Raw genomic sequence first — 13,607 nt, 5'->3', positions numbered from 1 at the left:
GTCGGTCGTGCGGTTCAGGCCAAAGGGTCGCAGTGACGAGGGGGCGGACTTTGACGTCTCGGTTCGCTGTTAGCGAACCGGCTGCGCGCTATCGGTACCCCCACTAAAGGCTGCAGCCCTCAGCGCTCGCCTTTTGGAGGCCATTGCCGCGCTGTGTGCAAAAAACGCGCAGCAGTACGATGCTCTCGTTGTCTCGGATGGCGTATGGGATCACATATGGGAATCCGCTGATGACGAGCTCGCGGGTCCCTGATACTCGACCGGGTCGTCCAATCTCCGGGTGCTGCAACAGGAGGTCAGACTGTTTGACGATCTCGTCATAAACGTCCCGGGCTGCTAGGGGGTTGCGCTCCAAGATGTAGGCGACGATGGCGGCCAGGTCCTGGCGCGCCAGTTCGGACCATTCAACGTGCGGGTTTGGTGTCCCGCGGGCCTACCACCTGCTCTATCCGTTCGCGAATCTCATCCATCACCTGCTGATGCGGAACTGCCGGGGTTGTATCGTCCAGAGCCTCTTGCACCTGCGCGCGGTACCACTCGTCATAAAGCGCGGCTTCGTGCGCGCGTCGCATGCGAGCAGAGGCTGCGGCACTACGCTTGTCGCCGGTTTTCGTGGCCGCTTCATGCGGCTCGAACTGTGCCGCATCGACCCGGTACCGCGTGATACCGAGATCCTTCAGGTAGCTAGCCAATGTCTCGAAGCGGCGGAAAGTGCGTGGCTCGCCTCGGGTCGCAGCCAAGGTCTGACGGGCACGTCCATAGTTGATGACGATGCCCCAGCCAGCGCCGGCGCCTACCACTTCGGCGTCAATGTTCGCCCCGGCGTCGACCAGCCGTCGAAGCGTGCTGTGATCGATGGTCTTGTCAGGCATTTCCACCAGCATCTCCTTCCGCAAGGTTTGAGATCTTGATCTCAGTTTTTGAGGCTGGCCGGCCTCTGCTGTCAAACACCTTCCACCGTCTTTTGAACGGGAGCCGTCAAACGGAGCGACAGCAACGTCGCCGTCAACGCGGCCTACCGAAAGGTAGCGCTCACCGCGTCATGGTCCGAGCGCGGCAGACGCTGCCGTCGCACGCCGACGTTCTGCATGCCAACCGACACGAAGTGGTCGAGGATGCCGCCGCCCGAGTGCGTGGGGCGCGGCTGTGTGTGCAGCGAGAACTCGACCGGTCTGCCCGTCGTCCCCGCATTCACCAGCTCTTCATCGGGAGCGAACGAACAATTGAAATCGCCCCCGATGATGATCTTGGGGCCGATCGTGGCCATCTGCCGCATGCAACGGCGCAGGTCCGTCATGCCGATGCCGCCCGACTCGCAATGGATCGAGGCGATGACGACGTCGCGGATCTTGACCCAGACGGCGGAGCGTCCGCTGGAACTGCCGGTCCAGACGCCGGCACCGACACAACCGTTCGCGACCACCGCGGTCGAGCAGCGTGGATTCAGCGCGCCGGCCTGCGCCTGGCCGTGGATCTGCTTGCCCGCGTAGATTCGCTGCTCCGCCAGGCGTCCGCACTCTTGCAGCAGGACGACGTCGTAGGTCAGGCACAGGCTTTGAAGGATGGCGTCCTTCTCGGGGTCGTTGCGCGGATCTCCCTGGGTGTTCCAGGTCAGGATGGACAGCATCGAATGATTTCCTTCGTCGTGGTCGGTGCTTCAGCAGGTCGCCCCGGCCGTGACGTTTTCACAGATCAGCGCGCCAAGTGCAATGCGTCGCAGCCGGGCGCATCCTCGGGGGCGACGCGCGAAGGGCCAGCACCTCGGAGCGGCCGAAGGCGTGTGGCCACCCGCCCTGCCCTCAACTGCCGTCTTGCGGCGCGTTGAGGCCCAGCAGTTCTTCGACCTGGGTCAACGCGCCCGGGTCCTTCAACACCGTGCGCAGCCACACGTGCAGAGGCATCTCGCCCCAGCGCGCGGCCTTGTCGGCCAGATAGGCCACCGGGCTGTGAGGTTCGGTGCGTCGGAAGTAATCGGCCACCTCGCGCAACTGCTGCAAGGCCTGCGCCCGTGAGCGCAGCGGCCCACCCGCGGTGGCCTGGCCGCCGGTCCCGGGCGCTGGGGCGCCGGCGGCGTCGGTCACCTCGATGCCGGTCGAGCCTGCGGGCGGGGCGCCATCGTTCTGCGAGCCCGCCGAGCCCTCGATCGCGCCGGCCTCGCGGGCCAAGCGCTGCAAATCGTCGCGCGCGGACGCCAGTGCGTCGCGCGCCGGCACGAAGCTCGGCCCTTCGTCGGTCAGGCGGGCATCGGTCACACGCTGCAGTTCTTGCAGCGCCTCCATCCCGCGGTTGGCCGCGGCCAAAGTCTCGAGCAGCCACGCCTTGGGCGTCTCGCGCTGCGCACGCGCAAAGGCGTCCAGCGTGACGCGGCCTTCGCTCAGTTGTTCCGCCTCGTGCGGGTGCTTGTCGATCTGCGTCTGCAAGGCACGCGCGGCCTCGAGGTCGCGCAGCGAAAAGCTGCCGGTGGCGCCCTTCGTCACCGGCAGCTCCCGCGACAGCACGACGACCCGTTGCAGCAGCCAGGCGAGGTTGCCGATGCGCTGGTCCCAATCGCCGTCCTCGCCCTCGGGATGCATCGAGTCCCAGTAGCGCTCGCACAACTGCGCACTCAGTTCCAGGCCATCGGCCAGGCCGGTGTAGCCATGGTTGCGCGCCGCCGCATCGCACCACCACATCGCCAGGCGCAGGTCCTTGGTGCGGGTCTTGAGCAAGTTGGCGCACGCTGTCTCGACGCCGCGCCAGTCGGCCACCTTCAAGGTGGTCACCCACTCGCCCTGGTCGAGGCTGGGGTCGTCTTCACGACGCATCTCCTGGATCGCGTCGAACTCCGCCGAGAACGACATGTCGCTGCCGCAGGGGTCGTGGTCGGAAATGGGGTCGAGCAGGTGGGCGTCCATCGGCAGAGGTCGGTGATCTGAAAAGTGCGCGAAGGATAACGAAGGCCCCGGCCCGCTGCCACTCCCCCACCCCACCCTGGGGGGGCTCCATCTCGGGGGGCGCGCCATCCTGCCCGCAGCCGGCGTGCGCGCTTACACCCGCGGCCCGGCGCTGAAGAAACGTCGTCGTTTCCCTTCCCCCCGCCCCTCCGCCACGCCGGCGTCGTCCCTTGCCGCCGGAGCACGCAGGTCTTCCCTGCGTGACAAACGTCGCGGCTTGTCCAGCCCCAACCATTAAGCAAATGCAACAGAAGGTCGCCCTGACTTGCTGATGGACCGCCTTTTCTACCCCCCCGACCCGCCCAGACCTGTTCTGGGCGCCGGACGTCCGCGTCGACGCCCGGTAGGGGCGCCAAAGCCGCAGGGCCAAGCCCCGTGCGCTTTCACACGGTTCTGCCACCTGGCTGCGCCTGGCGATCGGAACGGCCAATTCTGCAGATCAAGTTTTTCTAAGGGCCGTCGATATGCCGTCCATACCCTGAAGGTTTTAGTTACCAACTATCGCGCGCAGGCTGGGGAGCACCGGGCAGGTCCGGACCCGATCTCTGCCGGCCGCGGCCAGGAAGCCCCCCGGCTTCATTGATTACGCGTTTGCATACCACTTGAGGATTGCTGAATGGCCTCGTTAATCCCGTCACTCTCGACCACGCAGATCGCGTCGCTCTCGACCACATCGATCGCGGGTCTCACCACCGAAGACTGGGTGGCTTTCTCGACGGCGCAGGCCGCTGCGTTGACGACCGCACAGGTGGCGGCCATCGAAACGGTGGACATTCGGGCCCTCTCGACGGCCAACCTTGCGGCGCTGGGCACGCACCAGATCGTCGCGCTCAGCGGCACGCAGGTGGCCGCACTCGGCACGAATCAAGTGGCCGCGATGACGACGACCCAAGTCGCCGCCATCCAGACCTCCGACCTGCGGGCGCTGACCACCGCGCAGGCCGCCGCGCTCGGCACCGCGCAAGTGGCAGCCTTGAGCACCACGCAGATCGCCGCGCTCGAGACCGCCGACCTGCGGGCCCTGAGCACCAACGCGGTCGCCGCGCTGAGCACAACCCAAGTGGCCGCCCTCGGCACGGCGCAGGTGTCGGCCCTGTCGACGCAGCAGGTCGTGGCGCTGAGCACCGCGCATGTCGCCGCGCTGAGCACAACCCAGGTCACCGCCCTCGGCACCGCCCAGGTCGCCGCACTGCAAACCTCTGACGTGGCCGCTCTGGCCACGTCGCACATTGCGGCCCTGACGACGGCCCAGGTCGCCGCCCTCGGCACCGGCCAGATCGCCGCCCTCAGCACGACCCAGGCCGCCGCGTTCGAAACCGCCGACTTGCGTGCCCTGACCACCGCCCAGGCCGCCGCGCTGACCAGCGCGCAACTGGCCGCGCTGAGCACGACCCAGATCGCCGCCTTCGAAACCGCCGACCTGCGCGCCCTCAGCACCACCAACATCGCCGCACTGGCCACCGGCCAGGTCGCGGCTCTCGGCACGGCGCAGATCGCCGCGCTGACGACACAACAAGTGGTCGCGCTGACCACCACCCAGGCCGCCAACCTGACCGCCGCCCAGGTCGCCGCGATGACCACCGCGCAGGTGGCCGCGCTGCAAACCGCCGACCTCGCCGCGCTGGCCACCAACCAGATCGTCGCGCTGACCACCGCACAGGTCGCCGCGCTCGGCACCGCCCAAGTCGCCGCCCTCGGCACGACGCAGTTCGCCGCGCTGGAAGTGGCCGACGTCCGTGCCCTGACCACTGCCCAGGCCGCCGCGCTCAGCAGCGCCCAGCTGGCCGCCCTGGGCACGACGCAGATCGCCGCGATCGAAACCGCCGACCTGCGCGCCTTGAGCACCGCCAACATCGCCTCGCTCGGGACGTCCGCGATCGCCGCGCTCGGCACCGCGCAAGTCAGCGCCCTGACGACCCAGCAGGTCGCCGCGCTGTCGACCACCCAGGCCGCCGCCCTCGAAACCCTCGACATTCGTGCCCTCACCACGGCCCAGGCCGCCGCGCTGTCGAGCGCCCAGCTGACCGCCTTGAGCACCACGCAGCTGGCCGCCATCGAGACCGGCGACCTGCGCGCGCTGAGCACCACCGCCGTGGCCGCGCTGGGCACCACCCAGCTGACCTCGCTGGGCACCGCCCAGATCGCCGCGCTCGGCACCAACCAGGTGGTGGCGTTGACCACCACCCAAGTCGCGGCCCTCACCAACGGCCAGGTGGCCGCCCTGACGACCGCGCAGCTGGCAGCGTTGCAGACGACCGACGTCGCGGCCCTGACGACCGGCCAGGTGGCCGCCCTGACCACCGGGCAAATCGCCTCGCTCGCCACCGCGCAACTGGCCGCCCTCGGCACCACCCAGGTGGCCGCGCTGGAAGTGGCCGACATCCGCGCCCTGACCACCACGCAGGCCGCCTCCCTCAGCAGCGCGCAACTGACCGCCCTGAGCACCACGCAACTGGCCGCGATCGAAACCGCGGACCTGCGTGCCCTGAGCACCACCAACATCGCCGCGCTGGCCACGGGCCATGTCGCGGCGCTCGGCACTGCCCAGGTCGCCGCACTGACCACCGCGCAAGTGGTGGCGCTGACGACCACCCAGGCCGCCGCCCTCACCAACGCCCAGGTGACGGCGCTGACCACCGCCCAGGTCGCCGCCCTGCAGACCGCCGACCTGGCGGCCCTGAGCACCGCACAAGTGGTGGCCCTGACCACCGGCCAGGTGAGCGCGCTCACCACCGCCCAGGTCGCCGCCCTCGGTACCACCCAGGTGGCCGCGCTCGGGGTCGCCGACATCCGCGCCCTGACCACGGCGCAGGCTGCCGCGCTCAGCAGCGCCCAGTTGGCCGCCCTGAGCACGACGCAGGTCGCCGCCTTCGAGACGGCCGACCTGCGCGCCCTGAGCACCGCCATCATCGCGTCGCTGGGCACCGCCGACATCGCCGCGCTGAGCACGGCGCAAGTCGCCGCGCTCGGCACCCAACAGGTGGCCGCGCTGACGACCACGCAGATCGCCGCCGTCGAAGTCGCCGACATCCGCGCGCTCACCACCGACCAGGCGGCCGCGCTCACCAGCGCCCAGCTGGCGGCCCTGAGCACCACGCAGCTGGCGGCCATCGAGACCGCCGACCTGCGCGCCTTGTCGACGACCAACATCGCCGCCCTCGGCACCACCCATGTCGCCGCCCTCGGCACGGCCCAGGTCGCAGCCCTGACCACCGCGCAAGTGGTGGCCCTGACGACCTCCCAGGCCGCCGCCCTGACCGCCGGCCAGGTCGCCGCGCTGACCACCGCCCAGGCGGCCGCGCTGTAGACCGCCGACCTGACGGCCTTCTCGACCACCCAGGTCGCGGCGCTGACCACCGCCCAGGTGGCCGCCCTCGGCACCACCCAGGTGGCCGCGCTGACGACCACACAGTTCGCCGCCCTCGAAGTGGCCGACGTGCGCGCCCTGACCACGGCCCAGGCCGCTGCGCTCACCAGCGCCCAGCTGGCCGCCCTCGGCACCACGCAGATCGCCGCGATCGAAACGGCCGACCTGCGCGCCCTGACCACGGCCAACATCGCCTCGCTGGCCACCGGTGACATCGCCGCGCTGACCACCCAGCAGATCGACGCCCTGACCACCGCCCAGGTCGCCGCGCTGACCACGACGCAAGCCGCGGCCATCGAAGTGACCGACATCCGCGCGCTGAGCACCACGCAAGCCGCCGCGCTGACCAGCGCCCAGCTGGTCGCGATGAGCACGGCCCAGATCGCCGCGTTCGACACCGCCGACCTGCGCGCCCTGAGCACCACCAACGTCGCCGCCCTCGGCACGACGCAGGTGGCCGCCCTCGGCACCGGGCAGGTGGCCGCCCTGACCACCGCGCAAGTCGTGGCCCTGACGACCGCCCATGCCGCCGCGCTGACGACGGCTCAGGTCGCCGCGCTGACCACCGCCCAGGTGGCCTCGCTGCAGACTGCCGACCTGGCTGCCCTGGCCACCCACCAGGTGGTGGCGCTGACCACCGCCCAGGTGGCCGCCCTCGGCACGGCCCAGGTCGCCGCGCTGAGCACGACCCAGTTCGCCGCCCTCGAAGTGGCCGACATCCGCGCCCTGACCACCGCCCAGGCCGCCGCGCTGACCAGCGCCCAGCTGGCCGCCCTCGGCACCACGCAGATCGCCGCGATCGAAACGGCCGACCTGCGCGCCCTGACCACGGCCAACATCGCCTCGCTGGCGACCGCCAACATCGTCGCGCTGACCACCCAGCAGGTCGACGCCCTCACGACGGCCCAGGTCGCCGCGCTGACGACCACGCAAGCCGCGGCCATCGAAGTGGCCGACATCCGTGCCCTGAGCACCGCCCAGGCCGCCGCGCTGACCAGCGCCCAGCTGGTGGCGATGAGCACCGCCCCAGATCGCCGCGATCGAAACCGCGGACCTGCGCGCCCTGAGCACCACCAACGTCGCCGCCCTCGGCACGACCCAGGTGGCCGCCCTCGGCACCGCCCAGGTCGGCGCCCTGACCACCGCGCAAGTGGTGGCCCTGACGACCGCCCAGGTCTCGGCCCTCGGCACGACGCAAGTCGCCGCGCTGACCACCGCGCAGGTCAACGCGCTGCAGACGGCCGACCTGGCCGTGTTGTCGACCGCCCAGGTGGTGGCGCTGAGCGCTGCCCACGTGGCCGCCCTGGGCACCGCCCAGGTGGCCGCGCTGACGACCACGCAGTTCGCCGCCCTCGAAGTGGCCGATGTGCGCGCCCTGACCACGGCCCATGCCGCCGCGCTGACCAGCGCCCAGCTGGCCGCCCTCGGCACCACGCAGATCGCCGCCCTCGAAACGGCTGACCTGCGCGCCCTGACCACGGCCAACATCGCCTCGCTGGCGACCGGCCACATCGCCGCGCTGGGCACGAACCAGATCGAAGCCCTGACCACCGGCCAGGTCGCAGCGCTGACCACCACGCAAGTGGCGGCCCTCCAGACCGCCGACGTGCGGGCCTTGACGACGGCCCAGTCCGCCGCGCTGAGCAGCGCCCAGGTGGTGGCGATGAGCACCGCCCAACTGGCCGCCATCGAGACCGCCGACCTCGTCGCGCTGTCGACCACCAACGTCGCGGCCCTCGGCACCACGCAAGTGGCCGCCCTCGGCACGAACCAGGTCGCCGCGCTGACCACCGCGCAAGTGGTGGCCCTGACGACCAGCCAGGCCGCCGCCCTGACGGTCGGCCAAGTCGCCGCGCTGACGACCGCCCAGGCCGCCGCGCTGCAGACCGCCGACCTGACGGCCTTCTCGACCGCCCAGGTCGCCGCGCTGACCACCGCCCAGGTGGCCGCCCTCGGCACCACCCAGGTGGCCGCGCTGACGACCACGCAGTTCGCCGCCCTCGAAGTGGCCGACGTGCGTGCCCTGACCACGGCCCAAGCCGCGGCGCTCAGCAGCGCCCAGCTGGCCGCCCTCGGCACGACCCAGATCGCCGCGATCGAGACGGCCGACCTGCGCGCCCTGAGCACCACCAACATCGCCTCGCTGGCGACCGGTGACATCGCCGCGCTGACCACCCAGCAGGTGGAAGCCCTGACCACCGCCCAGGTGGCCGCGCTGACCACCACGCAAGCGGCAGCGATCGAAGTGGCCGACATCCGCGCCCTGACCACCGCACAAGCCGCGGCGCTGACCAGCGCCCAGCTGACCGCGATGAGCACGGCGCAGATCGCCGCGTTCGACACCGCCGACCTGCGCGCCCTGAGCACCACCAACGTCGCCGCCCTCGGCACGACCCAGGTGGCCGCCCTCGGCACCGCCCAGGTGGGCGCCCTGACCACCGCGCAAGTGGTGGCCCTGACGACGGCTCAAGTGCAGGCCCTCGGCACCGGCCAGGTGGCCGCGCTGACCACCGCCCAGGTGGCCGCGCTGCAGACCGCCGACATCGCGGCCCTCGCAACCAACCAGATCGTCGCCCTGACGACCGGCCACGTCGCCGCCCTGAGCACCGCGCAAGTGGCGGCCCTCGGCACGACGCAGTTCGCCGCGCTAGAAGCCAACGACGTCCGCGCCCTGACCACGGCCCATGCCGCGGCCCTCACCAGCGCCCAGCTGGCCGCCCTCGGCACCACGCAGATCGCCGCCCTCGAGACGGCCGACCTGCGCGCCTTGACCACGGCCAACATCGCCTCGCTGGCCACCGCCAACATCGTGGCCCTGGGCACCGCCCAAATCGCCGCCCTGGGCACGCAACAGATCGCCGCGCTGACGACCACGCAAGTGGCCGCCATCGAGACGACCGACCTGCGCGCCCTCACCACGGCCCAGACCGCAGCGCTGACCAGCGCCCAGGTGGTCGCCCTGGGCACCACTCAGGTCGCCGCCCTCGAAACGGCCGACCTGCGGGCCATCGGCACCACCAGCATCGCCGCGCTCGGCACCGCACAGGTGGTCGCGCTCGGCACGGCTCAAGTGGAAGCCCTGACCACCGCCCAGGTGGCCGCGCTGACCACGACGCAAGTCGCCGCGATCGAGGTGGCTGACGTGCGCGCCCTGACCACGGCCCACGCCGCGGCCCTGACCAGCGCACAGCTCACCGCGATGACCACGGCCCAGGTCGCTGCGCTCGACACCGCCGACGTGGCAGCCCTGAGCACGACCAACGTCGCGGCCCTCGGCACCACCCAGGTGGCGGCGCTCGGCACCGGCCAGGTGGCCTCGCTGACCACCGCGCAAGTGGTGGCCCTGACCACGGCCCAGGTCGCCGCGCTGGGCACGACCCAGGTCGCCGCGCTGACCACCGCCCAGGTGGCCTCGCTGCAGACCGCTGACCTGGCGGCCCTGTCGACCACCCAGGTGGTGGCCCTGACCACGGCCCAGGTGGCCGCCCTCGGCACCACGCAAGTGGCCGCCCTGAGCACCACCCAGTTCGCGGCGATCGAGGTGGCGGACCTCCGCGCCCTGACCACCGCCCAGGCTGCAGCGCTGAGCAGCGCCCAGCTGGCCGCCCTCGGCACCACGCAGATCGCCGCCATCGAGACGGCCGACCTGCGTGCCCTGACCACCGCCAACATCGCGGCCCTCGGCACCACCCACGTGGCCGCCCTCGGCACCACGCAGGTCAGCTCGCTGACCGCCTCCCAGGTGGTGGCGCTGACGACCTCCCAGGTCGCCGCGCTGACGACCGGCCAGGTCGCTGCGCTGACCACCGCCCAGACGGCCGCGCTGCAGACGGCCGACCTGGCGGCCTTGTCGACCGCCCAGGTGGTGGCCCTGTCGACCGCCCACGTGGCCACCCTCGGCACCGCCCAGGTCGCCGCGCTGACGACCACGCAGTTCGCCGCCCTCGAAGTGGCCGACATCCGTGCCCTGACCACGGCCCAGGCTGCAGCGCTGAGCAGCGCCCAGCTGGCCGCCCTCGGCACCACGCAGATCGCCGCGATCGAAACCGCCGACCTGCGCGCCCTGACCACGGCCAACATCGCCTCGCTGGCGACCGGTGACATCGCCGCGCTGACCACCCAGCAGGTCAGCGCGCTCACCAACGCTCAGGTCGCCGCACTGACCACCACGCAAGTGGCAGCCATCGAAGTGGCCGACATCCGCGCCCTGACCACCGCGCAAGCCGCGGCGCTGACCAGCGCCCAGCTGACCGCGATGACCACGGCACAGGTGGCGGCGATCGAGACGGCCGACCTGCGGGCCCTGACCACCGCCAACGTCGCCGCCCTCGGCACGACGCAGGTGGCGGCCTTCGGCACCGCGCAAGTGGCGGCCCTGACCACCGCGCAAGTGGTGGCCCTGACGACCGCCCAGGTCGCCGCGCTGGGCACGACCCAGGTCGCCGCGCTGACCACCGCCCAGGTGGCCTCGCTGCAGACCGCTGACCTGGCGGCCCTGTCGACCACCCAGGTGGTGGCCCTCACCACGGCCCAGGTGGCCGCCCTCGGCACCGCGCAAGTGGCAGCCCTGAGCACCACCCAGTTCGCGGCGATCGAGGTGGCGGACCTCCGCGCCCTGACCACCGCGCAGGCTGCAGCGCTGAGCAGCGCCCAGCTGGCCGCCCTCGGCACCACGCAGATCGCCGCGATCGAAACGGCCGACCTGCGCGCCCTGACCACGGCCAACATCGCCTCGCTGGCCACGGCCAACATCGTCGCGCTGACCACGCAGCAGGTCGACGCCCTGACGACCGCCCAGGTCGCCGCGCTGACCACCACGCAAGCGGCAGCCATCGAAGTGGCCGACATCCGCGCCCTGACCACCGCGCAAGCCGCGGCGCTGACCAGCGCCCAGCTGACCGCGATGAGCACGGCCCAGGTGGCGGCGATCGAGACGGCTGATCTGCGTGCCCTGACCACCGCCAACGTCGCCGCCCTCGGCACGACGCAGGTGGCGGCCTTCGGCACCGCGCAAGTGGCCGCCCTGACCACCGCGCAAGTGGTGGCGCTGACGACCGCCCAGGTCGCCGCGCTGGGCACGACCCAGGTCGCCGCGCTGACCACCGCCCAGGTGGCCTCGCTGCAGACCGCTGACCTGGCGGCCCTGTCGACCACCCAGGTGGTGGCCCTGACCACGGCCCAGGTGGCCGCCCTCGGCACCACGCAAGTGGCCGCCCTGAGCACCACCCAGTTCGCGGCGATCGAGGTGGCGGACCTCCGCGCCCTGACCACCGCCCAGGCTGCAGCGCTGAGCAGCGCCCAGCTGGCCGCCCTCGGCACCACGCAGGTCGCCGCCATCGAAACGGCTGACCTGCGCGCCCTGACCACCGCCAACATCGCGGCCCTCGGCACCACCCACGTGGCCGCCCTCGGCACGGCACAAGTGGCCGCGCTGACCACCGCCCAGGTGGTGGCGCTGGGGACCAACCAGGTGGCGGCCCTCGGCACCACGCAGGTCGCTGCGCTGACCACCGCCCAGGTGGCCGCGCTGCAGACCGCCGACGTGGCAGCCCTGGCCACCAGCCAGGTGGCAGCCCTGACGACCGCCCAGGTCGCCTCGCTCACCACCGCGCAAGTGGCTGCGCTGAGCACCACGCAGGCGGCAGCGATCGAGGTGGCCGACATCCGCGCCCTGACCACGGCACAGGCTGCAGCGCTGAGCAGCGCCCAGCTGGCGGCCCTGAGCACGGCCCAGGTCGCCGCGATCGAGACCGCTGACCTGCGTGCGCTGAGCACCACCGGTATCGCCGCCCTCAGCACCACCCAGGTGGTGGCGTTCGGCACGGCCCAGGTGGCGGCCCTGACGACCGGCCAGATCGATGCGCTGACCACGACGCAAGTCGCGGCGCTCGAGACGGCCGACCTGCAGGCCTTCGCAACCGCCCAGATCCGGGCGCTGGCCACGGCCGACATCGCGGCCCTCGGGACCACGCAAGTCGCGGCGCTGACGACGGCGCACGTGGCGGCCTTGACCACCGCTCACGTCGCAGCCCTGAGCACGACGCAGCTGGTGGCCCTGGAAACCGCTGACTTCGCGGCCCTGAACAGTGCCCAGGCGACCGCCCTCACGACGGCTCACGTCGCCGCGATGGGCACCGCCGATGTGGCAGCGCTGACGACGGCCAGCATTGCGGCCCTGTCGACGGCGGCGATCGACGCGCTCAGCACCCAGCAGATGACGGCGCTGACGACCGGGCAGATCCAAGCCCTGACGACGGCCCACATCGCGGCGCTCAGCACCACCGACGTGGCGGCCCTGACGACGACGCAGTTCGCTGCGCTGCAGACGGTCGACCTCCAGGCCTTCACGACGACGCAGGTCGCCGCGATGGAAACCGCCGACCTCGCCGCGCTGTCGATGGAGCAGTCCTCGGCCTTCACGACGACGCAGGTCGCCGCGATGTCCGGGACCCAGCTCGATGCGCTGCTGTCGACCTCGCCCATCGTGCTCGACCTGAACGGTGACGGCGTGAAGACGGTGGCGGTCGGCAACGGTGTGATGTTCGACCTGAACGCGACCGGCAACGTGACCTCGGTCGGCTGGGCCTCGGCCTCCGACGGTCTGCTGGTCAGGGACCTCAACGGTGACGGCCAGATCAACGACGGCCGCGAGCTGTACGGTACCGCCACGCAAACGGCCTCCGGTCAGCGTGCCGGTGACGGCTACAGCGCCCTGGCGCAGGAGGACAGCAACGGCGACGGCAAGATCAGCGCAGCCGACACCCACTACTCGGAACTGCGTGTCTGGGTGGACGGGGACACCGACGGCAAGACCGACGCCGGCGAGCTGAAGACGCTGCAGGAGCTGGGCATCGTCGAGCTGAGCCTGGACGCGACCGCGAGCGCCGAGACCGACAACGGCAACCTGTTGGCCCTGGTGTCGAGCTACACGACCGCCGACGGCCAGCAGCATCAGATGGCCGACGTCTGGTTCCGCCGCGACAACTCGGCGAGCGCCCCGGCGACCACCGAAGCGGCGAGCGAGACGACCGAGGTCGCGACGCAAACGGCTGCGGCAGGATCGACGCAACTCGCGGTGGGCACGGGCGACGTGCTGGCCGAGCGTGGCAGCGATCTGCTGGCTAGCCCGGCGCCGAGCGCACCGGTACGCGAGCACCACATGGCGCTGCTCGACACGACCAGCCCGCTGGTCGAGGACAAGCAGAACCAGCCGCTGCTGTAAGCACGCCCCGCCGCGGCCCGGTCTACACCGGGCCGCGAGCGAACGGCGAGAAGGCCGCCCCGCGTCATGCGGTGGCGGCCTTCTC

Annotated in this window: 6 protein-coding genes and 2 pseudogenes; 4 read left to right on the top strand and 4 right to left on the bottom strand. The window is 71.5% G+C overall.

What is annotated here, in order from left to right:
• Nucleotides 1-103: 103 nt before the first annotated feature.
• The 4 genes from AAW51_RS29040 to tssA form a co-directional block, all read right to left on the bottom strand.
• Nucleotides 104-355 carry a type II toxin-antitoxin system RelE/ParE family toxin gene (locus AAW51_RS29040; RefSeq protein WP_238947807.1) on the bottom strand — a complete coding sequence of 84 codons (252 nt, stop codon included), beginning with the start codon at nt 353-355 and terminating at the stop codon, nt 104-106.
• Nucleotides 356-404: 49 nt separating this feature from the next.
• Complete coding sequence (locus AAW51_RS09280; protein WP_047197593.1) at nt 405-872, bottom strand: antitoxin PaaA2 family protein; 468 nt, start codon at nt 870-872, stop codon at nt 405-407.
• Between the two features lie 143 nt (nt 873-1,015).
• A complete protein-coding gene (locus AAW51_RS09275) occupies nt 1,016-1,627 on the bottom strand; it encodes an endonuclease/exonuclease/phosphatase family protein (protein WP_047194387.1) in 612 nt (203 codons plus the stop codon).
• 172 nt (nt 1,628-1,799) lie between these two features.
• Nucleotides 1,800-2,894, bottom strand: a complete 1,095-nt coding sequence (gene tssA, locus AAW51_RS09270; protein WP_047194386.1) for a type VI secretion system protein TssA — start codon at nt 2,892-2,894, stop codon at nt 1,800-1,802.
• A 655-nt stretch (nt 2,895-3,549) separates the two neighbouring features.
• Between tssA and AAW51_RS27990 the strand changes: the two genes are divergently transcribed.
• From AAW51_RS27990 to AAW51_RS09265, 4 genes and pseudogenes are all read left to right on the top strand, one after another.
• Nucleotides 3,550-6,240 (top strand): beta strand repeat-containing protein, encoded by a 2,691-nt coding sequence (locus AAW51_RS27990; RefSeq protein WP_053013443.1) that lies wholly within the window; start codon nt 3,550-3,552, stop codon nt 6,238-6,240.
• 9 nt (nt 6,241-6,249) lie between these two features.
• Nucleotides 6,250-7,284, top strand: a pseudogene (locus AAW51_RS30680) (heme utilization protein); the annotation flags it as partial.
• 46 nt (nt 7,285-7,330) lie between these two features.
• Nucleotides 7,331-7,390 (top strand): annotated as a pseudogene (locus tag AAW51_RS31330) (hypothetical protein); the annotation flags it as partial.
• A gap of 12 nt (nt 7,391-7,402) precedes the next feature.
• Nucleotides 7,403-13,522, top strand: a complete 6,120-nt coding sequence (locus AAW51_RS09265; RefSeq protein WP_053013442.1) for a beta strand repeat-containing protein — start codon at nt 7,403-7,405, stop codon at nt 13,520-13,522.
• Nucleotides 13,523-13,607: the final 85 nt, after the last annotated feature.

This window comes from Caldimonas brevitalea (assembly GCF_001017435.1).
GTDB lineage: Bacteria > Pseudomonadota > Gammaproteobacteria > Burkholderiales > Burkholderiaceae_C > Caldimonas > Caldimonas brevitalea.
The sequence above is the reverse complement of the archived record's forward strand: the minus strand, read 5'-3'. Positions and strand labels throughout refer to the sequence as shown.